At 66.2% G+C, this 20,773-nt stretch carries 20 protein-coding genes, 1 tRNA gene and 1 pseudogene; 10 read left to right on the top strand and 12 right to left on the bottom strand.

What is annotated here, in order from left to right; genetic code table 11:
- Positions 1 to 95: 95 nt before the first annotated feature.
- From A5777_RS15070 to A5777_RS15045, 6 genes and pseudogenes are all read right to left on the bottom strand, one after another.
- A complete protein-coding gene (locus tag A5777_RS15070; RefSeq protein WP_064863269.1) occupies positions 96 to 887 on the bottom strand; it encodes an ABC transporter permease in 792 nt (263 codons plus the stop codon).
- Positions 887 to 1,768, bottom strand: a complete 882-nt coding sequence (locus A5777_RS15065; protein WP_005208968.1) for a 2-aminoethylphosphonate ABC transporter permease subunit — start codon at positions 1,766 to 1,768, stop codon at positions 887 to 889. Before A5777_RS15065 ends, A5777_RS15070 begins: the two co-directional genes overlap by 1 nt.
- A complete protein-coding gene (locus A5777_RS15060) occupies positions 1,765 to 2,943 on the bottom strand; it encodes an ABC transporter ATP-binding protein (RefSeq protein ID WP_064863268.1) in 1,179 nt (392 codons plus the stop codon). Before A5777_RS15060 ends, A5777_RS15065 begins: the two co-directional genes overlap by 4 nt.
- Before the next feature lies 1 nt (position 2,944).
- A pseudogene (locus A5777_RS15055) lies at positions 2,945 to 3,993 on the bottom strand (2-aminoethylphosphonate ABC transporter substrate-binding protein).
- A gap of 114 nt (positions 3,994 to 4,107) precedes the next feature.
- On the bottom strand, positions 4,108 to 4,791 hold the full coding sequence (locus A5777_RS15050; RefSeq protein ID WP_082933689.1) for a phosphonatase-like hydrolase: 684 nt from the start codon (positions 4,789 to 4,791) through the stop codon (positions 4,108 to 4,110).
- Positions 4,792 to 4,819: 28 nt separating this feature from the next.
- Complete coding sequence (locus tag A5777_RS15045; RefSeq protein ID WP_064863267.1) at positions 4,820 to 5,974, bottom strand: TIGR03364 family FAD-dependent oxidoreductase; 1,155 nt, start codon at positions 5,972 to 5,974, stop codon at positions 4,820 to 4,822.
- A gap of 97 nt (positions 5,975 to 6,071) precedes the next feature.
- Between A5777_RS15045 and A5777_RS15040 the strand changes: the two genes are divergently transcribed.
- Together A5777_RS15040 and A5777_RS15035 are read left to right on the top strand one after the other, a co-directional pair.
- Complete coding sequence (locus A5777_RS15040) at positions 6,072 to 6,605, top strand: hypothetical protein (protein WP_064863266.1); 534 nt, start codon at positions 6,072 to 6,074, stop codon at positions 6,603 to 6,605.
- The gene (locus tag A5777_RS15035; protein ID WP_064863265.1) at positions 6,605 to 7,309 is read left to right on the top strand and encodes a GntR family transcriptional regulator; all 705 of its coding nucleotides are present in this window, start codon (positions 6,605 to 6,607) and stop codon (positions 7,307 to 7,309) included. The genes A5777_RS15040 and A5777_RS15035 overlap by 1 nt, the downstream gene beginning before the upstream one ends.
- Before the next feature lie 488 nt (positions 7,310 to 7,797).
- Here the strand turns inward: A5777_RS15035 and A5777_RS15030 are convergent, their stop codons facing one another.
- The 3 genes from A5777_RS15030 to A5777_RS15020 all read right to left on the bottom strand — a co-directional run bounded on the left by A5777_RS15030 (position 7,798) and on the right by A5777_RS15020 (position 13,109).
- On the bottom strand, positions 7,798 to 9,423 hold the full coding sequence (locus A5777_RS15030) for a PucR family transcriptional regulator (RefSeq protein WP_064863264.1): 1,626 nt from the start codon (positions 9,421 to 9,423) through the stop codon (positions 7,798 to 7,800).
- A gap of 102 nt (positions 9,424 to 9,525) precedes the next feature.
- On the bottom strand, positions 9,526 to 11,697 hold the full coding sequence (locus A5777_RS15025; RefSeq protein WP_064863263.1) for a glutamine synthetase III family protein: 2,172 nt from the start codon (positions 11,695 to 11,697) through the stop codon (positions 9,526 to 9,528).
- A 185-nt stretch (positions 11,698 to 11,882) separates the two neighbouring features.
- Positions 11,883 to 13,109 carry an FUSC family protein gene (locus tag A5777_RS15020; RefSeq protein ID WP_064863262.1) on the bottom strand — a complete coding sequence of 409 codons (1,227 nt, stop codon included), beginning with the start codon at positions 13,107 to 13,109 and terminating at the stop codon, positions 11,883 to 11,885.
- Positions 13,110 to 13,170: 61 nt separating this feature from the next.
- Between A5777_RS15020 and A5777_RS15015 the strand changes: the two genes are divergently transcribed.
- The 3 genes from A5777_RS15015 to A5777_RS15005 all read left to right on the top strand — a co-directional run bounded on the left by A5777_RS15015 (position 13,171) and on the right by A5777_RS15005 (position 15,271).
- Positions 13,171 to 13,680, top strand: a complete 510-nt coding sequence (locus tag A5777_RS15015; protein WP_064863261.1) for a MarR family winged helix-turn-helix transcriptional regulator — start codon at positions 13,171 to 13,173, stop codon at positions 13,678 to 13,680.
- A 95-nt stretch (positions 13,681 to 13,775) separates the two neighbouring features.
- Complete coding sequence (locus A5777_RS15010) at positions 13,776 to 14,207, top strand: SRPBCC family protein (RefSeq protein ID WP_005208986.1); 432 nt, start codon at positions 13,776 to 13,778, stop codon at positions 14,205 to 14,207.
- A gap of 119 nt (positions 14,208 to 14,326) precedes the next feature.
- A complete protein-coding gene (locus A5777_RS15005) occupies positions 14,327 to 15,271 on the top strand; it encodes a hypothetical protein (RefSeq protein ID WP_039856988.1) in 945 nt (314 codons plus the stop codon).
- A 102-nt stretch (positions 15,272 to 15,373) separates the two neighbouring features.
- Here the strand turns inward: A5777_RS15005 and A5777_RS15000 are convergent.
- Positions 15,374 to 15,446 (bottom strand) — tRNA-Arg (locus A5777_RS15000).
- 133 nt (positions 15,447 to 15,579) lie between these two features.
- Between A5777_RS15000 and A5777_RS14995 the strand changes: the two genes are divergently transcribed.
- A complete protein-coding gene (locus tag A5777_RS14995; RefSeq protein WP_064863260.1) occupies positions 15,580 to 16,395 on the top strand; it encodes an SDR family oxidoreductase in 816 nt (271 codons plus the stop codon).
- 7 nt (positions 16,396 to 16,402) lie between these two features.
- Positions 16,403 to 17,161 (top strand): precorrin-6A synthase (deacetylating), encoded by a 759-nt coding sequence (gene cobF, locus A5777_RS14990; protein ID WP_064863259.1) that lies wholly within the window; start codon positions 16,403 to 16,405, stop codon positions 17,159 to 17,161.
- A 149-nt stretch (positions 17,162 to 17,310) separates the two neighbouring features.
- On the opposite strand, the gene A5777_RS14985 is transcribed toward cobF, so the two are convergent.
- Positions 17,311 to 18,051, bottom strand: coding sequence for a 3'(2'),5'-bisphosphate nucleotidase CysQ (locus A5777_RS14985; RefSeq protein WP_064863258.1), 741 nt, complete (start codon positions 18,049 to 18,051; stop codon positions 17,311 to 17,313).
- Between the two features lie 25 nt (positions 18,052 to 18,076).
- Here A5777_RS14985 and A5777_RS14980 point away from each other — a divergent pair, with 25 nt between their 5' ends.
- Genes A5777_RS14980 through A5777_RS14970 form a run of 3 tightly spaced genes read left to right on the top strand, consistent with a single transcriptional unit; the run spans position 18,077 to position 20,515 of the window.
- The gene (locus A5777_RS14980) at positions 18,077 to 18,967 is read left to right on the top strand and encodes a DNA-formamidopyrimidine glycosylase family protein (RefSeq protein ID WP_064863257.1); all 891 of its coding nucleotides are present in this window, start codon (positions 18,077 to 18,079) and stop codon (positions 18,965 to 18,967) included.
- On the top strand, positions 18,964 to 19,761 hold the full coding sequence (locus A5777_RS14975) for a peptide chain release factor N(5)-glutamine methyltransferase (RefSeq protein WP_064863256.1): 798 nt from the start codon (positions 18,964 to 18,966) through the stop codon (positions 19,759 to 19,761). Before A5777_RS14980 ends, A5777_RS14975 begins: the two co-directional genes overlap by 4 nt.
- 10 nt (positions 19,762 to 19,771) lie before the next feature.
- The gene (locus tag A5777_RS14970) at positions 19,772 to 20,515 is read left to right on the top strand and encodes an SDR family oxidoreductase (RefSeq protein WP_064863255.1); all 744 of its coding nucleotides are present in this window, start codon (positions 19,772 to 19,774) and stop codon (positions 20,513 to 20,515) included.
- Here the strand turns inward: A5777_RS14970 and A5777_RS14965 are convergent.
- The coding region (locus tag A5777_RS14965; protein ID WP_197502390.1) for a cation transporting ATPase C-terminal domain-containing protein at positions 20,496 to 20,773 on the bottom strand (278 nt) is incomplete at its 5' end. The genes A5777_RS14970 and A5777_RS14965 overlap by 20 nt on opposite strands.

Raw genomic sequence — 20,773 nt, 5'->3', positions numbered from 1 at the left:
GCCAATGTCAATGCGAACTGTTCGGTGGATTGCACAACGGGAGCGCACAACAGCGTCCGATTGCACTGCAACCGGACGTCCGTCGTGCCAGCCGCCTAAACCGCTCGCGTGCGGATTCTCCCGAGAACCGTGAGCGCGACCAGCGTCGTCGCCAGCAGCACCGTCGTGCAGGCTGCGGCATCGAAGACCTGACCACGATCGGAGAGTCCGAAGATGGTCACCGGCAACGTCTTCCAGGTCGCTGGGTACACCATGACCGTCGCGCCGAGCTCGCCCATCGAGAGTGCCACTGCGAGACCTGCGGCGGCCCCGAGCGCGGGCGTCAACAGAGGTAGCGTGACGCGGGTCAGCACGCGGAACGGGCTGGCGCCCAACGATTCCGCCGCCTGCTTGTACGCGGGATCGAGTCGTTCCAACGCAGCGGTGACCGAACTGAACGCGAAGGCAAGGACGAGCACGGTGTGCGCGACGATCACGATCCAGCGCGTGCCGCCCAAGAGCAACGGCTTCGAATTGAAGCTGATCAGCAAACCCAACCCGATGGCGACGGAAGGCACCGCGATCGGCAGGTGGAAGACCGCGTCGGTGAAGCGTCGAATCGGCGCTGGTGCCTCCCGGGACGAGAGTGCCGCCCAGGTACCGAGGACCAGCGCGATAGCGCCTGCGATGAACGCGGTCTGGATGCTGACCGACAGCGAAGCGAGGTTCTCACCCGAGAGCGCGTCCCCGAAATGGTTGAGACCCAGGTTCGACGGCAGTGGGCCCGTCCACGAGCCTGCGAATCCGGCGATGACGACGGTGGCAATCGGTGCGACGAAGACCACGAGTACGACGATCGCGAAGATCGTCCAGGTGATCACCCGGCTGGTGCGAGTCCAGAGCAACATCAGATCTTCTCTCGACGGGTCGTGATACGTGCGAACAGCAATCGGTATGCGCCGTACAGGGCAAGTGACAGTGCGACCTGAACGGTCGCGATCACCGCCGCCCCCGGCAGGTCGAACGTGACGATGCCACGGGTGTAGATCAGGACGGGCAGCGTCGTCACGTCTTTGGCGCCCGTGAAGGCGACGATGCCGAACTCGTTGAGTGTCAACAGCAGAACCAGGCTTCCGCCCGCGGCCAACGCCGGCCATGCTTCGGGAAGGATCACCGAGCGGAGCACCCGTAACGGTGAAGCACCCAGCGACGCAGCCACATTGAGCTGATCGGTCGACATCATCGCGAACCCGGCCAACAGCGGACGTACGACGAACGGTGTGAAGAAGGTGATCTCGGCGAGGATCACACCCCACGGCGTCGTGAGAAAGTGCAGTGGACGTTCTCCGGTTACCGCAGCGATCGCCGAGTTCACCGCTCCCGCAGAGCCATAGAGAAATGTGAACGCCAGGGTGATGAGAAACGACGGCAGTGCGAGCACCGTATCGATCATGCGTGCCACCAGGCGCGAACCGGGGAAGGGCACGAACGCCAGGACCACGGACAAGAACGTGCCGAGCACAACGCATCCGACCGTCGACGCGATCGCGATCCACGCGGTCGTGGTCAACGCTCGCACGAACGCCTCGCTGCTCAACACTGCGCCCCAGGTGCTTTGACCTTGACCGTCAGCGGATTCGGCCAGCATTCGTATCAGCGGATACACCGCGATGACGGCGATCACCACGAGAGGCGGCAACGCCCAGACGAGTGCTCCGAGACGACGCGGCGCCTGATTCGACGGCGGCGGTGCGGATGTCGTCGGTTCCGCGAGCGTCGCCGATGTCATCGCGGACCTCCGGCGGTATCGACCAATGTGCCTGCAGGGTCGGGCAATCGCACACCGACGACCTCGTCGACTGGGTGGTCGGCGCGGCCTGCGACGTCGGCGTCGATCAGTTGATCGGGCAGACCGTCGACGGCGAGCGTCAACCGTGTCGACGCCCCACGCCAGACCGACGTCGTGACGCGGGCACGCAGCGATCGGTGTGCGCCGACCGCGGTCACCTCGATTTCGTGTGGCCGGATGCACAGGTGCGCAGGCAACCCGGGCGTCCACCGAGACAGCGGTTCAGGGGCGGTCGCCGACAGCATCTTCTCGCCCACCTCGACCAAAGCCGTTGCGCCGGAAACACGTCCGACCTTGCGAGGAAGAAGATTGGCGCCACCGAGGAACGACGCCGTGAAGCCCGACGGGGGTCGAGACCACAGTTCTTCGGTGGTGCCGATGTCGACAAGGCGAGCATCGCGCATGACACCGATCCGATCTGCGAGTGCGAGAGCTTCGGTCTGATCGTGCGTCACATACAGCATCGTGGTGTCGGGCAGAGCATCTCGCAGCCGTTGCAACTCCCCGACCATCGTCTGGCGTAGGGCGGCGTCGAGCGCTGCGAGCGGCTCGTCGAGTAGTAGGACGTCGGGCTTGATGGCCAGTGCTCGTGCGATGGCCACGCGCTGCTGTTGCCCGCCGGAGAGCTCGCGGGGCAGGCGTGAGCCGTACTCGGACATGCTGACCATGCCGATTGCCTCCTCGACCCGCTCGCCGACCTCGCGCTTGGAGAGCCGACGTGCTCGCAACCCGAAGGCGACGTTGTCACGCACCCGCATGTGTGGGAAGAGTGCGTACGACTGCACGACGACGCCGATCCCGCGACGCGCGGGCGGAAGGTCGGTGATGTCGTTGCCGGACAGTCGAACCCGACCGGCTGTCGGGCGCACGAACCCTGCGAGCGACTTGAGTGCCGTCGACTTTCCGGAACCACTCGGACCAAGCAGCGCGACGGTCTCACCACGGCTGACGCGCAAGGTGAAGTCGCGCAACGCATCTGTGGAGTTCTTACCGCGTCCGTAGGAGACGGTCACGCGATCGAAGGCGATCGCCGGTTGCTGTGGGGAGGCCCCGGAGGGGGTCGACGCCGAGAGCTCGGCGTCGACCTTCCTGCGAGTCAACGGATTCTGTGCCATGTCAGTTACCGGTTGCCTTCTGATATGCGGCGACGTCGGCGTCGAGCGAGGAGAGGACCGACTTCCAGTCCGGGTGCCAGATCGTCACGCCTTGGATTGTCTGTGCGGGGCTCGGCGACGTGGTGGGTGCGGCGACATCGGTGCGAACGGAGACGCCGAGCGCATCGGGTCCGACCGTGTTCTGTACGTCTTTCGAGAGCAGGAAGGTCAGGAGCTTCTTGGCGTCGTCGGCGTGCGGTGCGCCCTTGGTGATTCCCGCGAAGTACGGCAGCGACACCGTGGTTCGCGACCCGTCGGGCATGGCGGGGAAGAACAGATCGAACTTCGAGCCGTCGTCGCGGATCGATGCGAGGTTCATCTGTACGTCACCGTTGGCGACGAGCAGTTCGCCGTTGCTCACCTTCGGTTGCAGCTTTCCGGTCGAGCTCGACGGCCCGACGTTGTTGGCCTGCAGCTTGCCGAGGTAGTCGAGCGCACCCTGCTTGCCCATCAGATGCTGCAGAAGCAGGAGTACCGCGGTGCCGTCGCTGCCTGGCCGGGCGTCGAATACTGGATCTTGCCCTTGAAGCGCGAGTCGAGAAGATCGTTCCACGACGCGGGCGCAGGCTGTGCGGACGGGTTGCGGATGAACGATAGGTAGTTGTCGACGATGCCGACGTAGTTGCCGCCGACGGCAGACGGTTCGACGCCGGTGGTGTCGACGCCCGGCGCGACGAGAAGTCCGTCGGCGTCGGCCTTTTGGATGAACGGGGGGAGTGTGACGAGGAGGTCGGCCTGCGGGTTGGACTGTTCCTTTTGCACGCGGGAGACGACCTCGCCCGAGCCGGCCTCGACGATGTTGACCGAAATGCCGGTCTGGTCTTTGAATTTCGCGAACTCGCTCTTGTACCAGGTGCCGAGTCCGTCTGCGGTGTAGACGGTCAATGTCTTGCCGCCGCTGGAGTCGGACGACCCCGTGCCGCCGCAGGCCGCGGTCAGCGTGACCGCTGCGACGGTCGCGGCAAGAGCGACGGCTCGCATCGAGGTGCGGGTAAGACGTGAAATGCGCATGAGAGAACCCCCTGTGGGTGATGACGTGGGCGTGGCGGATGGCGCTGTGCCGCGCCGATGCAGCACAACGGATGTGGATGGATGGTGTAGTTCTGGGTGGTGTCGAGCGGGTGATCAGTTGCCGAACAATGCAGCGGCGGCGCCGATGTCGGCGACGACATCGGTTGCGCCTGCCGCGCGGAGTGTGTCTTCGTCATGTGCGCCGGTCAGTACGCCCGCGACGATGCCCGCGCCTGCGCGCACGCCGCTGGTGATGTCGTTAGCGGTGTCACCGACGACCGCGACCTGACGGACATCGTCGATGCGCAGTGTGATGAGGGCCGACAGAATCATGTCGGGAAAAGTCCTGCCGCGCAGGGTTTCCGACGGCGCGATGACAAGGTCGGCGAGGTCGTGCCAGCCGAGCGAGTCGATGAGTAGCTTCTGAGTGTTCGCGCTGAAGCCTGTGGTCAGCGCGACCTTGATACCTGCGTCGCGCAGCTGTGAAATGGCCTGTGCCGCACCGTCGATAGGGGTGGCACCGCCGTCGGCGATTTGTGCGTCGTAGGCCTTCTCGAACGCCGCATTGGCCGCCTGTGCCCGTGCTTCGTCACCATCGACGAGGTGTCGGAAGACGGTGATCTTCGATTGTCCCATCGTGTCGACGACATATTGCCTCACCTCGTCGTGGCCGGGGCCGTCGGTGGGTAGGCCTGCGGCTGCGGCCGCGGCGTCGAACGCGGCGAGGACCGAGCCGCCGTCGGCGACCGTTGTGCCTGCCATGTCGAGGACTGCGAGTGTGATCGGGTTGTCGGACAAGGTATTTCCCTTCGGGTGTGGCGTGTGTTCAGAGGTTCATGAGGTCTGCGGTGTCGTCGCCGATGGCGGGGCCGAGCGTCATTCCACGCCCACCTGGGCCGGTGACGACCCAGACGCCGGGCGAGAGCTCGCTGCGGTAGACCAGTTCTGAGGAGTCGAGGCACTGCGAGTAGACGCCTGCCCAGCGTCGTGCAATGGGCGGAAGGCGCCGCCCGAGCAGGTTCTCGACGACTGAAACGAGGTGCTGGTAGGGGTCTTCGGTGACGTCGAAGCCGAAGGTGTCGGCATCGTCGCCGTCGGCGGTCCGGTCGTAGGCGTGGGTGTCGCCGATCGTCAGACCGCCGTCGAGTCGTTGCACGCACAGCAGTTGCATGTGGTGTTCGGCAGCGACGGGCGACTGCGACTGCACGCGGCCGAGGTGGTCGAGGGCGTCGCCCGCGAACGCGGGGTAGTAGCGGAAGCTGTCGCCGTCGGCGATTGCGGTGGTGAGCTTCTCGTCGAACGGTGCGGTTTGCATCATCTGCAGCCGGACCCGTCGGACCGGTGGTTGCTCGCCGACCAGTTCGCGTAGCAGGCCCGAGTGCGCGGCCCCTGTGCACACGACGACGGCGTCGCCGCGATGGGTTGCGCCGGTGTCGTCGGTGACCTCGACGGTGCCCGAGGTCGACGTCACCGACCGGACCTCACGCCCGCCGAGATACTCGAAACGACCGGTGGTAGAGAGGAATCCGCGAAGCGCCGGGAGTGCGACACGAGATTCGACGGCTCCGTCGCGTGCGCAGTGCAGGCCCGCGACATAGGTGCCCTGCAGCGCGGGATTGATCGCGCGTACCTCGGCGGGGTCGAGGAGTGTGAACTCGCGCTCGGCGGAATCCCCCTGTGTGAGAGCCTCTTCCGCGACGGCGAGTTCAGCTGCGGTGCGGACGAGTGTGATCGAGCCGCACGGTCGGAACCCGATACCGGGAACGTCGGCTCCGATCTTTTCCCAGAGGTCACGTGAGCGCTGCGCCGCGGGGAGTTCGGTCGCGGACCGTCCGGATACCCAGACGAGCCCGAAGTTCCGGACTGTTGCGCCACGCGCCTCACGCTCTCGTTCGAGCAATAGCACCTCATGTCCGCGTTCGATGGCTGCTCGCGCATGCGACGTACCGAGGATTCCGCCTCCGACGATGATCACCTTCATGTGGACTAGTGTGCCCGTTTGGTCTAGACCAATAAAGGACGTTTCGGAGAACTCTGGGTTAACTCTTGGTCTAGACCAAATTGGTAGAGTGAATCGCATGTGTGCGGATGTGGTTGCCGAGGTCGAGGACGTGCTGCGCTCGTTGCGCGGCGTCTGGGACGAAGAGGACGTCGACGAGCTCGATCACGCGCTACAGGCGGGCTATAAGGCTGTGGTGGCGGGCGCGGATGACGAACTGGTACTCGCCGCTGTCCTTCACGACGTCGGGCACAGTCCGCTCATCGAATCCACCGCTCGCCACGACGACGATGCGCGGGCCTGGCTGACTCCGCGATTCGGCGACCGCGTCGGATGGCTTGCGGGTTCCCATGTCGCGGCGAAGAAGTGGCTCGCGGCACACGATCCGGCGTATGCGAATGGGCTGACCGCGACATCGGTCGTCTCGCTCGCAGAACAGGGAGGCGCCGCCGATCTGGGTGCGGAGTGGACACGGCACCCGTGGTGGCCTGACGCGATCGCACTGCGCCGATACGACGACGCGGCAAAGGTTCCCGGGGCCGCGGCACTCACGATTGATGAGGTCGTGGTGGTCGCGCGGCGTGTGCTCGGCGTCGAGCGGGCTGGCCACTGATGGCGCCCGACACCCAGCCGAAGTACGTGCGGGTGCGAACCGAACTCGAGCACGTACTCGCCGACCTCGAAGAAGGCGACTCGGTGCCGTCCGAACGCGTTCTGTCCGAACGGTTTTCGGTCGCGCGCGAGACGGTACGCCAGGCGCTGCAGGAACTGCTCGTCGAAGGTCGGATCGAACGGCGCGGACGCGGAACGGTCGTGTCGGCGCCAAAGATGGTGCAGCCGTTGTCGTTGAAGTCCTACACCGAGGGTGCGCGCCAGTTCGGCCGGGTACCCAGTCGTATCAAGGTGACGTTCGACGACGCCGTGCCCGACGAGTCCGTCTGCGCAGGTCTGGGCTTGGCGCCCGGCTCGACTGTGATGCATCTTGAACGCGTGCTGCTCGCCGACGGCCAGAAGCTCGGACTGGAGAGTACGTTTCTCCCGAAAGAACGGTTCGGACACTTCTACGAGACCTTCGATCCGGAGACATCGTTGTACACGGCGATCCGTGCCGAGGGCGTCACGTTCGCCAGCGCCGAGGAGCGGATCGAGACGGCGCTGCCGAGCCCGCGGCAGGCCGGGCTGCTCGAGACGTCGACAGCCATGCCGATGCTGCTGCTGCGCAGGAGATCTCTCGACGTCGACGGCCAGCCCGTTGAGGTGGTGTGGTCGCTCTTCCGCGGCGACCGCATCGCCTTCGAGGCCACGCTGCGGGAGTGAGGCGCCGCCGGGCGAGTGGGTTTCGACTCGGCTGCTCGCTGCGCTCGCGGCCGGCTCAACCAGCGGTGGGGGTGTGTGGTTTCGACTCGGCTGCTCGCTGCGCTCGCGGCCGGCTCAACCAGCGGTAGGGGCGGGTGGTTTCGACTCGGCTGCTCGCTGCGCTCGCGGCCGGCTCAACCAGCGGTGGGGGCGAGCGTTCCCCGCTGGTCGAGCGTTCCCCGCTGGTCGAGCTTGTCGAGACCACGGTCGCGTGGGCGGGTGGTTTCGACTCGGCTGCTCGCTGCGCTCGCGGCCGGCTCAACCAGCGGAAGGGGTGTGTGGTTTCGACTCGGCTGCTCGCTGCGCTCGCGGCCGGCTCGACCAGCGGTGGGGGCGGGTGGTTTCGACTCGGCTGCTCGCTGCGCTCGCGGCTGGCTCGACCAGCGGTGGGGGTCGAGCGTGCCCCGCTGGTCGAGCTTGTCGAGACCACCTCTGCGGGAACTGCGCGCTCAGCCGGCGGGCCGCGGGACCCGGAGCGTCAGCGCGACGACCAGGCGGGTGGTCGGGTCGTCGAGGTCAATGCCCGTCAGCTCCTGCACGCGACGAATGCGGTAGCGCAACGTGTTCGGATGGATGTGCAGCGCGGCGGAGGCCGCCCGGACGTCGCCGAAATGGTCGAGGTAGGCGCGCAGTGACGGTGTGAGTTCGGTTCCCGACGCTTCGTCGCGCGCCGCGAGGTCGAGGACGCGGGCGTCGATCAGCTCCGGATTGTCCTCGATCAGCGCGACGATCTCGCCGAGCAGCACTCCCGTCGTCGACGCCGCGACCGTCGTGACGGGCTCGATCAGATCCGATTCACGTTGCGCCGCATCGAGAACGCGATCGGCTTGGGTCCGCAATGTCGGCGCCGCGCCGAGTCCGACAGCGGGTCCCGCGACCACGGCACGCGCATCCACTCCGAACTGTCGACGCGCCGCCGCAACCGCCGAGCGGGCCCACGCGACCGTTGCGTCCTGATCGGCACCGGGAAGCACGACGTAGGCTCGTGGTCCGAGCGTCGACGTCACCGACAGTGGGCTGAATGCGCTGGCGTGCAACGTCAATGCGGAGATCATCGCGGGTGTGGGCGCGGAAACCGACGCTCTCGACGGATCGGCGAGCAGCCCGCCGAACGCGACCACCAGCAGGTCCGTGTCGGGCGAGATGCCCAATTGATTGCCAAGGAACTCCGAGTCGACCGTCTCACCGCGCGCTCCCAGTAGTCGGCGCACCAGTTCGTCATGTCCGCTGCCCGCGCTGCATCGTCGAGAAATGATGCGCGCTGCGACGGCGGCGGCGCCCGCGAGAATGTCGGAGGTGTTGTCGGCGAACCGATCTCGCCCCTGTTGTAACCAGATTGCGCCGAGGTAGCCGCCGACTCCCTGCTCGTGCGGAGAGCGGATCGAGATCGCCAACCGCGGGCGCAACCCCAGTTCGCCGCGTTCCTCGACGGACACCAGTGTCTCGGTGGTGCGCAACGCATCCAGCACGCCCCACTGGCGCAACCAGGCGAGCATCTCCGGTGGTCCCTCGCGTCCGAGGATCGACAATCGTCGAAGCTCGTCGGCCTCGTCACCCGCGCTGCTGTAGGCGAGTACATGCGAGCGCGCGTCCTCGATGCTCACGAGCCCACCTGTGCGCCGCGCGACCTCTGCGGCGAGTTCGAAGAGGTCGCCGATGCTGCCTGCCTGCATCGATTCGGCGCCGGGCTGGACCGACGACGCCTCCAGCACCCGCAGGACAAGTCGATAGATGCGTTCCCACCGAGCGTGTGGGTCGACGTCGATGACCGCGACGGAAAGCTCGGCGATGCGTGAGATGGCCTCTGCAGAAGGCGATTTGAGCATCACGGCGACAGGCATCTGTGATCCGAACCCGTGGAGCCAACCGACAACGTCGTCGGCGTCGACTCCGACCATCAGGAACAGATCCGCGTCGCGCGCCGACGTGTGCAGCGGGAGGCGCAAGTCGTCGGGGTCGATGAGCGCGACCGAGTCGATCACGACGTCGAGGCCTCGCGGTGCTGCAGCCAGTGATGCCAGCGTCGCGTCGAGCGCGAGCAACAGCCGCCCCACACCCACACCGGATTCATCCATATCGACAAAGATACCGACCAGTCCTGGCGGATCGGCCAAGAAGTTCGCAAAAAGCGACGTGCCCGCCGGGATGCCTCCCGGCGGGCACGTTACGTGTTCGCGTCAGAGAATGGTCAGCATCTCGTTGTACGTCGGAAGCGGCCACAGGTCGTCGGCGACGACTCCCTCGAGCGCGTCGGCGACGTCGCGCACGCCGTTCATCGCGGGGATCAGCGACTTGAGTGCGTACTCCGACTCCTCCTCGACGGTCTCGCCGTGGAAGCCCTCGATAGCGTCCTCGAGCGTGTCCATGGCGGCATTGAGCTCGCTGACCTTGCCGGTCATGGTGCCCAGCGCGGGGGTCTCCATCTCGATTCCCGCAGCCTTGAGGCTTGCCGCGGTGCTCGCGAGTTCGCCCATGTAACGCGTTGCCGCGGGCAGGATCATCGTCTTGGCGATCTCGAGGGTCTCCTTGGCCTCAACCAGCAGGGCCAGCGAATACTGTTCGAGCACAACGTCTTTACGTGCCTCGAGCTCGCGCTCGGACAGGATGCCGTACTTGCTGAACACCTCCTTGATCTCCGGGAGGTCGTACTGCTCCATCGCGTCGACTGTGGTGCGGAGGTTCAGCAGACCGCGCGACGCGGCCTCTTCCTGCCACTCGTCGGAGTAGCCGTTGCCGTTGAAGACCACCTTGCCGTGCTCGGTGATGATGCCCTCGAGCAGTTTCTGCACTGCGGCGTGGAACTCGGTTCCCGCAGCGAGCTCCTTGTCGAGGAAGTCGGCGACGTACTCGAGCGAATCGGCGAGCATCGCGTTGATCGCGATCATCGGGTCGGCGATCGACTGGTTGGAGCCTGGTGCGCGGAACTCGAAACGGTTGCCGGTGAACGCAAACGGGCTGGTGCGGTTGCGATCGCCTGCGTCGGCCTTGAACGGCGGCAGCGTGTCGACGCCGAGCTCGATGACGCCCGACGTCTTGCTCTGCTTGGCACCACCCTTCGCGATCTGGTCGAAGATGTCGGAGAGCTGCTCGCCGAGGAAGATCGAGATGATCGCGGGCGGTGCCTCGTTGGCGCCGAGCCGGTGATCGTTCGACGCCGAGGCGATGGACGCACGCAGCAGCCCGCCGTACTTGTGTACGCCGCGGATGATCGCCGCGCAGAAGACGAGGAACTGCTCGTTCTCGTGCGGGGTGTCGCCGGGGTTGAGCAGGTTGCCCTGGTTGGAATTGCCCATCGAGAAGTTGACGTGCTTGCCCGAGCCGTTGACGCCGGCGAACGGCTTCTCGTGCAGCAACGCGATCATGCCGTAGCGCTCGGCGACCTTCTTGATGGTGGTCATCATGAGCTGCTGGTGATCGTGAGCGATGTTCGAGCGCTCGAAGACCGGGGCGATCTCGAACTGCCCCGGTGCGACCTCATTGTGGCGGGTCTTGGCCGGGATGGCCTGCTTGAACAGTTCGCGGTCGAGTTCGATCATGAACGCGAGCACACGGTCGGGGATGGCGCCGAAGTAGTGGTCGTCGAACTCCTGGCCCTTCGACGGCTTGGCGCCGAACAGCGTGCGGTTCGTCGTCATCAGGTCGGGGCGAGCGAAGTAGAAGTGGCGGTCGATCAGGAAGTACTCCTGCTCGGGACCCGCGTACGACACGACGGTGTCGACGTCCTCGTGGCCGAACAGTCGCAGCACACGCATCGCCTGCTTGCTCATGGCCTGCTGGCTGCGCAGCAGCGGCACCTTCTTGTCGAGGGCTTCGCCGGTCCACGAGATGAAGATCGTGGGGATGCACAGGGTGTTGCCGTTGGGGTTCTCCAGGATGTACGCCGGGCTGGTGACGTCCCATCCGGTGTAGCCGCGAGCCTCGAAGGTGCCGCGCAGGCCGCCATTGGGGAAGCTCGACGCGTCGGGCTCGCCCTGCAGCAGCGTCTTACCTGCGAATTCGGCAAGCGAACCGTCGGCTCCGTCGGGCTCGAGGAACGAGTCGTGCTTCTCTGCCGTGAAGCCGGTCAGCGGGTAGAAGACGTGCGCGTAGTGCGACGCGCCCTTCTCGATGGCCCAGTCCTTCATCGCGGAGGCGACGTAGTCGGCGAGGGTCGGGTCGAGTGGAACGCCCTTGTCGATGGTTGCCGCGACAGCCTTGAAGACGTGCTTGGGCAGGCGGGTTTTCATCGCCGAGAGGGTGAAGACGTTGCGGCCGAAGGTGTCTGCCAGTGGCTCGGGGAAGCCGTCGCATTCCATCTCGTACGTGGTCACGGCCTCGATGGCCTGACGGCGGGACATGCTGCCACTCATACATAAACTCCTGGGTCGGCTCTCCGGTTGCGACGCATGTGCGCCTGCCGTGGCCGGGTGGCCCCGAAGAGTGAGTGTCGTTGGTTCAAGCAAAACGACGCTATGAGGACCGCGTACCCAGGTCATTGCCTCCATGTGACGCTCGTGAAAACACGCTTCACAATGGTGCGAAACTGGTCAGGCCTCTAGCTGCGCGAACGATTCGACGCGGAGTTCGGTTGGGACAGCTCGGGTTCCGCGTCGGCCAGCGGTGCGTTCGCGGCGTGTCCATGCAGCGCCGCGATGTCGTGTCCCCGGACTGCCAGGGCGGCCACGACGATCCCGACCACGATCCCGATCGCGGTGTCGAGCACGCGATCGACGGCCGCCTCGGGACTCAACCCCGCACTGAGGCCGGTGAGCAGCAGCGCCATGGGTGTCACCGCGAGCGAGCAGAGCGCGTAGTTCACGGTCGAGAGGATCTCGGCGAGGACCTGGAAGATGACGATGCCCGCGACCGCGCCCCAATATCCCAGCGGCACCGCGAGAAGTATGCCCGCGATCACCGCCCCGCCCAGATTGCCCAGCAGTCGCTGGACGCCACGTCGAACAGTGAGGTGATACTCGACGCCCTGCATCGCCGCGACCGCGCCCATCGCAGCCCACATCGGGTGATCGAGATGGATGGCGACGGCGATCGTGGCCGCTATCGCCGCAGCGATGGCGATGCGGATCGCGGTCACGGCGAGGTGCTTACGATGCGCGGGGGCCTGTCCGCCCGCGAGGGTGACCCAGATCGATTCGCGTTGCGCTGGAGCAGTTTTCGACGCGGCGTCGTGTGTTCTTGATTTCAGGAGTCGCGACCTGAGCAGCTCGACGAACCACGGCGCCAGGGCGATGAGAATGCCGATCACGGCGCCGATCGCCGAGGCGAGCGTCGCACGGCCGATGTCGGCTGCACTGTGTGCGTATCCTGCCGCGCCGGTCGCGGCGAAGACGAAGATGACGGCGCCCGGTCCGACAATGCGCAGCGCCGACACGGCATAGCACGCGATCCCGGCGAGCACAGCGGTCACGACGATCTCGGTGACGATGGAGTTCGCGTAGGTGCCCATCGTCGCGCCGACCGCGATGACCGCGGTGACCCCGATGCCAAGTGCGATCAGTCGGGGAGCGCGGACGGGGTAGGGGTCGGGTCGGCAGAACGCCGAGACCAGCGCGCCCAGTGCCGCGAGGCCCGCGAGGTCGCGAAGGCCGAGCAGTGCACCGACGATCAGGACAACTCCGACGGCCACACCCACCCGCAGCGGCGCGGCAACGCTGGTCCGGCTGAAGTCGAGGCGCAGGGCGTCGCGCCAGGTGGTCGGGCTCACCACGTGTTGGAGAGCTGCACCGCGGACACGGACGTGCGGAGTGATGAGGGAGCGCTGCATCGGACTAATTTATCACTGTTTTACTAGTGAAGTAAATGTGCGAGGTCGTTATGATCGTCACGTGACCGACACTCCCGACACCCGCGCGAGCCGCGATCTGGTCGACCGGATCGAAGCGGAGTGGGCGCGGTCGTATCCGTATCTCGACATCGAGCCGATCGGCATTCTCGGTCGGATTCAGCGCATCGCGACGGTCTCCAACCACCGACTCGACCGCAAGCTGGAGGCGCACGGGATCGGACGGTCGGAGTTCGACGTCCTCGGTGCTCTGGCCAGGTCGGATCGTCCACTGCGTGCCAGTGAGGTGGTGTCGACGACGATGCTCAGCGGGGCGTCGATCACCAAGATCAGCGAGGCGCTCTCGCGACGCGGACTGCTTGCGCGACGAAAGTCCGAGCGCGACGGCAGGGTGGTCCTGCTGGAACTGACCGAGGAGGGACGGGCGCTGGTCGACGCCGAACTTCCCAACAGGCTCGCCGACGACGCCGACGTCCTCTCCCCGTTGAGCGCAGACGAACGCGCACAACTCGTCGACCTCCTGCGGCGGATCTCGGCGGATCTGGCCGAGTGAGGTGTGACCCGATTGTCAACGTCGACAACGGGTAATGGAACATTGTGCGTAGTTGCGTCCACCGCCGTCTCGGCGGAACAACACGAGGAGTGCAGATGCCAGGGGTGAGCCACAGCGCGGTGATCGATGTGCCACGTCAGAGGGTGTTCGACTACGTCAACGACTACAACAATGTGCCCGACTACATGTTCGGGATCACTCGGTTCGATCCGACCACCGACCACACGTCCGGTCTCGGCGCGACGTTCAACGCGGAGATGAGTGTGGGGCCGAAGGTGCTAAAGTCCACGGTCGAGACCAAGGAATGGGTCGACGGTGAGCTGATCGCCCTCGTGTCCGTCGACGGCTTTCCCGCGAACACGACCTGGCGATTCGCCGACGCCGATGGTGGAACGAGGGTTGAGGTCGAGTTCCAGTACAAACTGCCGGGCGGGCTCAGCGGGCGTGCGCTCGGTGCGATTCTCGAGCCGTTCGTCGGCCAGGCGATCAAGCAGACCGACAACAACCTGCGGTCGCAGCTCGTCTGACGCCTCGGCTCCGAGTTGCGTGGGACCCTCGGGGGCATTTTTGTACCCGTGTGTCCCACACAACTTGGGCCTGTGGATAGATTTTCGGCGTCGCGTCGAATGTGCGACATCCTGAGCGGGTGCGATCCGACGAGGGGTGGCTGGCGCTCGCGCACCGGCAGGAGAACATTGCGACACGTGCGCAGCTCGCTGAGGTAGGCGTCGACAAGCGAACCGTGCGGCGGCGAGTCGGCCGCGGTGAGTGGAAGGCATTCGGTCCGCGAGTTCTGATGCTCGCTCCAGGTGCTCCGAGCGAGTCGCAGCGCGTCTGGATTGGCGCGCTACATCCCTGTGGCACAACAGCTCTGGCGGGCCGCGCCGCTCTTGCGGTGCATGGGTTGAAGGGCTGGGAGGATGGGCCGGTCGTGTTCCTCGTCGGAGCAGACGATCGCAGCGCGCGGAGGGCACCCGACGGAATCGACTACGTCCGTACTCGCCACGACCTGACCTCGCTCTCCGTGCAACGCGCGGGTATGACAACGCTGCGGATCGAGCCCGCGACCCTCACATTGGCTTCCGCCCTCAACGCCGGTGCGTGGGGTGAGCATGCATCGGCACGGTCGGCCGGTGGTCTTCTTGCCGCCGTCGTGCAACAGCGACTGACCACGGCCGAGGGGCTGCTCACCTGGTGCGACAAGCTGCCACGGCTGCGTCACAAACCTCTCCTGCGCGGATTTCTCGACGACATTGCGGGCGGCTCGGAGTCGATGGCCGAAATCGACCTGGTCACGATGTGCCGTGACTTCTCCCTGCAGCAGCCCGTGCGTCAGCGGGCTCGCACCGACAGTGATGGTCGACGCCGCTACACCGACGGCGAATGGGATCTGCCGGACGGATCGACGGTGGTGCTCGAGGTCGACGGGTCCTTTCACAGGGACCACTCGTCGTGGGAGGCCGATCTACGTCGGCAGCGCCGTTTGTCTGCTCCTGGCCGCCGCCAACTGCGGTGTACCGCCGTCGAGTTGCGTACGGAGCCCGAAGAAGTGGTCAAGGATCTCGTGGCGGCCGGAGTGCCGCGGATCTGAGTCGAGGCGCCGAGTTGCGTGGGATCCTCGGGGGCATTTTTGTACCCGTGCGTCCCACGCAACTACCTGCACACCGGCCGGAGGCCGGCGAGGATGTCACTGTGCCCCCGGCAGGAATCGAACCTGCGACACCCGCTTTAGGAGAGCGGTGCTCTATCCACTGAGCTACGAGGGCGGGTCGTGAAGACCGACGCAGGAAGTCTACGCGACGGGCCGATCCCCGATCGGAGCGGGAGTCGGTGCGCCAGGTCGGGCTTGTCTGAGGTGCTTCTGGTCTCGCGGTCGCAGCGAGACGATACGGTGAAGCGGTGACACCAGCTCAGCTCACCGTTCTCGTGACCGGCGCGACCAGTGGAATCGGCGAAGAGGTGGCGCGGCAGTTCGCCTCCGCCGGCCATCGAGTCTTCGGCACCAGTCGACACCCCGACAAGGTGGCCGATCCGATTCCCGGCGTGACCTACGTTCGTCTCGACAACGCCGACTACGAGAGCGCCACGGAGTGTGCCCACGAGGTCGGCGACGTCGACATCCTGATCAACAATGCGGGCGAGTCGCAGGCGGGCGCGCTCGAGGACACGCCGATCAGTGCTGTCGAAGATCTGTTCCGTGTCAACGTGTTCGGTCCGATCGCGCTGACCAAGGCCGTGCTCCCGGGTATGCGTGAGCGGCGTCGAGGAACGGTCGTGATGGTTGGGTCGATGCTGTCGAGCTTCCCGGTGGCGTTCCGATCCAACTATGCCGCAACGAAATCGGCACTGAAAGCGTATGCGTTCGCGACTCGACGTGAGGTCGCACCGTACGGGATTCGGATGATCAGCGTCGAACCGGGAACGATCGCCACCGGCATCGGTGACCGGCGCAGCATCTACATCGGCGAGAACTCGCCCTACCGCGACGAGTACGAGACCCTCGCGGCCGCAACGCGACACAATGAAGAAGAGGGCATCAGTGGGGTCGAGATGGCGGCCGTCATCGTCGACGCCGCGCTGGCTGAGCATCCGAAGCCGTTCTACGCCAAGGGCAACTCTGCAGGCCTCGTGTTCCTGATGCGACGTCTGCTGCCGCGGCAGTTCATCCTCGACATGACCGCCCGCAAACACGGTCTACGGCGCGTGAAGATCTGATTCGACGATGCGAATAACGTTGCGGGTCATCGGGATCGGTCCTGGTGATCCACGGCAGATCACGCTCCAGGCGATCGATGCGATGTCCGACGTCGAGGTGTTCGTCGCGCTGGAGAAGGGGAGTGCGAAGACGGGGCTGCTCGACGCTCGGAAGGAGATCCTTGCGCGCCATGCCAATTCGTCGCATCGGCTCATCGAGATCGCTGACCCGCCGCGTGATCGCACGCCGGCGGACTACGACGCCGAAGTGCGACGGTGGCACGCGGCACGAGCCGATCTGATCGCTGCCGCGCTGCGTGACGAACTGCCCGACGGGGGAGTCGCGGCGTTCCTGGTCTGGGGCGACCCGGCGCTGTACGACAGCACGCTGCGCATCGTCGACGATCTGTCCGAACGGTCCGATCTGACCCTCGACGTCGAGGTCATCCCGGGCGTGACGAGCGCCAGTGCGCTGACCGCGGCGCACGGAATCGTCGCCAACCGGATCGGCGAACCCATTCACATCACGACGGGTCGTCGGCTCGCGGAGACGCCGCCTGGCGTCGACTCCAACCAGATCGTGATGCTCGACGCCGACCTCGCGTTCCGGCAGACAGCAGACCCCGACGATCACATCTGGTGGGGCGCCTATTTGGGTACCGCGGACGAGATCCTGATCAGTGGTCGGGTGGGTGACGTGGGTGAGCGCATCGCCGCGGAACGCGCTGCGGCCCGCGAGCGCGTCGGCTGGATCATGGACATCTACCTGCTGCGCAAACAGCGCTGAGCTGGGTGGGCGCGTGTGGGTGGTCTCGACACGCCGCTCGTTCCTCGCGGCTGCTCGACCAGCGGTGACGGTGCTCGATCAGCGTGTGGGGCGCGCGACCCGCGGTAAGGGCGCTCGACCAGCGGAGGGGCCGCTCGATCGGCGGAGACTCACCAGATCCGGGTGAGGACGGCGAGTAGGTCGTCGGCGATCTCGGATCGGCAGATGACGAAGTCGGGCATGTACGGGCGTGGACGGTTGTAGAGGATGGGCGAGCCGTCGAGGCGGCTGCAGTGAAGCCCCGCGGCAAGCGCAACGCCGACCGGGGCGCAGTTGTCCCACTCGTATTGGCCGCCCGAGTGGACGTAGGCGTCGACGTCGCCGCGGACCACGGCCATCGCCTTGGCGCCCGCCGACCCGATCTCGACCGGCGCCAGACCGAGCGCACGCGATACCGCGGCCACCTCATACGTGCCGCCCCAACGGGACACGGCCATGCGGTGTCGTAGCGGGCCGCTTGTGGGTTCCACGGTGTCGGTGCGGAACAACTCGCCGGTCGCGGGCAGCGAGACCGCCGCCGCTGTCACCACGCCGGACTCGGTGAGCGCGACATGGACTGCCCAGTCGGCAGTGCCGGAAGCGAACTCGCGCGTGCCGTCGAGCGGGTCGATGATCCAGACACGATCGGCGCTCGCGCGGTCGCCGACGTCGTCGGCCTCCTCGGAGAGCACAGCGTCGGAGCCGCGATGTCGACGCAGGACCTGTGCGATCCACGCCTGGGCCATCGCGTCGCCGAGGTCGCCGAGTTGTCGACCACCCAGCAACTGTCCCGAGCGCACTCCGACGAGGATCTCACCTGCCCCGACCGCGATCCGAGCGGCGAGCTCGGCGTCGGAATGTGCGGAGATCATGCACTTACTAGAGCACACTGGAGGCATGCCTGAGCTGCCCGAGGTCGCCGCCATCGCCGATTACGTCGACGAGCACGCTGCCGGCTTCCCGATCCGTCGTGTCGACGTCGCGTCGTTGTCGGTACTGAAAACAGCAGATCCGCCGTACACCGCGTTGATCGGGCGCATCGTCGACTCCGCGTCGCGGATCGGCAAATACCTCGTCATCACGACGATTCCCGGCAGTGCCGAACAGGTCGACGAACCGACGATCAGCCTGGTTGTCCACCTGTCGCGCGCGGGGTGGCTGCGCTGGAGCGAGGATCTCTCGCCGCGACCGCTACGTCCCGGCGGCAAGAGCCCGATCGCGCTACGCGTGCACTGCGGGTTGCCCGGAGAAGGCTTCGACGTCACCGAGGCCGGCACCCAGAAGCGACTGGCGGTCTGGGTGGTCCGCGACGCCGCCGACGTCGATCGCATCGCGTCACTCGGCCCGGATGCGATGGCGGTGACTCGCGACGAACTCGCGGAAATCCTGCGCGGCACGTCGGGCCGAATCAAGAACGTCCTGACCGATCAGCGGGTGATCGCCGGGATCGGAAACGCCTACTCCGACGAGATCCTGCACACCGCAAAGCTTTCGCCGTTCGCGTCGTCGAAAACACTGTCCGACGCCCAGATCGACACCCTCTACGAGTCGATGCGGGCTGTGCTCACCGACGCGACTGGGCGGCTCGAAGGTCTCGGCGTCGCAAAACTGAAGTCGGAGAAGCGAACCGGGCTACGCGTACACGCACGTACCGGGATGCCGTGTCCGGTGTGCGGCGACACGATCCGGGAAGTCAGTTTCACCGACAGGTCATTCCAGTACTGCCCGACGTGTCAGACGGGCGGGAAGGTGCTCGCGGACCGTCGGATGTCGCGGCTGCTCAAGTGACGGACGCCCAGTCGGCAACGCTGTCCGCGCGGCTGCGGGCGGCGGGCTGTGTGTTCGCGGAAGAGGAGGCGGCCGTTCTGTTCGACGCCGCGCGCGACGTCGAACATCTGGAAGAGATGGCCGTGCGGCGTTGTGCTGGTGAGCCGCTCGAGCATGTGGTGGGTACGGTCCGGTTCGGTTCGGTCGATCTGCACGTGGGGCCGGGGGTGTTCATTCCTCGACAGCGCTCGCTGTTGCTCGCGCGGGTTGCCGCGGAGGCAATCGCGTCACGTCACGTCGAACAACCCGTGGTGGTCGAGGCGTATTGCGGGGTCGCGCCGATCGCGGTGGCGGTGGCAGACGGGACGGTCGGCGCGCGCATCCACGCCGTCGACATCGACCCGACGGCGCTGGACTACGCGCGCCGCAACCTCCCCATAGACGCGCACGCTCACCTCGGCGACGGACTGTCGACGTTGCCGCGGCAGCTACGGGGAGCCGTGGACGTGATCGCCGCGGTACCGCCCTACGTTCCCGACGGTGCCGTCGACCTCTTGCCGCATGAAACCGAACACGAACCTCAGGCCGCGCTCCTCGCTGGTCACGAAGGCCTCGACCACATTCGCCGACTCGTCGCCGACGCCCCGATCTGGCTCGCCGACGGTGGCGCGCTGCTGATGGAGATGAACGCCGCGCAGGCAGAGCAGATCCTCGCCCAGCACAGTGACAAGTGGGCCGACTCCGAGCGGATCGTCGGCCATGACGGTCAGACCGCGGTGGTACGGCTCGTTCGACGTTCCCGCGCGCCGGGGTAGGTTGTCCTGCGTGACGACCCGACAGAAAATACTCATCACCGGCGCGAGCTCGGGGCTCGGCGAGGGGATGGCCCGTGAGTTCGCTGCGCGCGGCCGTTCGCTGGCCCTGGCCGCCCGACGCCTCGACCGCCTCGAGGCTCTCGCCGACGAACTCCGGCCGAGTGCGTCGCAGGTCGCGGTCAGCGCACTCGACGTCACCGACTTCGACGCCGTGCCCGTCGTCTTCGGTGAGCTGCGCGACGAACTCGGCGGTCTCGACCGCGTGATCGTGAACGCGGGGCTGGGCAAGGGTGCCCCGATCGGCACGGGCAAGGCGCACGCCAACATCGAGACCGTGCAGACCAACCTCGTCGGTGCGCTCGCACAGGCCGAGGCGGCGATGGAGATCTTCCGCGCGCAGAATTACGGCCATCTGGTGCTGGTCAGCTCGATCAGCGGAATCCGTGGACTTCCCAAGGCGCAGACCGCGTACTCGGCGTCGAAAGCCGGTGTCACGGCGATCGGGCAGGGTCTGCAGGCAGAACTCGTCAACTCGCCGATCACGGTCTCGGTCGTCGCGCCCGGCTACATCGAGACCGACATCAATCGCGGCGTGAAAACCGCGCTGATGGCCGACACGGAGTCCGGCGTCGCGGCGATGGTCACGGCCATCGAGGCCGAGAAGGGGTACTCGCCGGTGCCTGCGTGGCCGTGGACTCCGATTGCCGCGGCGCTGAAGTATCTGCCCGGGTTCGTCACGCGTCGGATGATTTGACCGAATCGGTACGTCGCGCAACGGCTTTCGCGAGTTCGACGACGAAGAAGATCACGATGGCCAATCCGATGGTGACGCCCCAACCGACGACGGTGAGCGGGGCGGAGCCGAACCACGTGTGCATGAACGGTGCGTAGATGAACACCAACTGCAGCACGATGAGCGCTGCCGAGGTGTACCACACCATCGGATTGCCGCGCAGCGCACCGACTTCGAGGCTCGACCCGCTGAGGTAGCGGCAGTTGAACAGGTAGGCGA

This window comes from Gordonia sp. 852002-10350_SCH5691597 (assembly GCF_001665715.1).
In the GTDB taxonomy this organism is placed as follows: domain Bacteria; phylum Actinomycetota; class Actinomycetes; order Mycobacteriales; family Mycobacteriaceae; genus Gordonia; species Gordonia sputi.
Note: the sequence above shows the minus strand (reverse complement) of the source record. Positions and strands in the feature narration are given on the sequence as shown.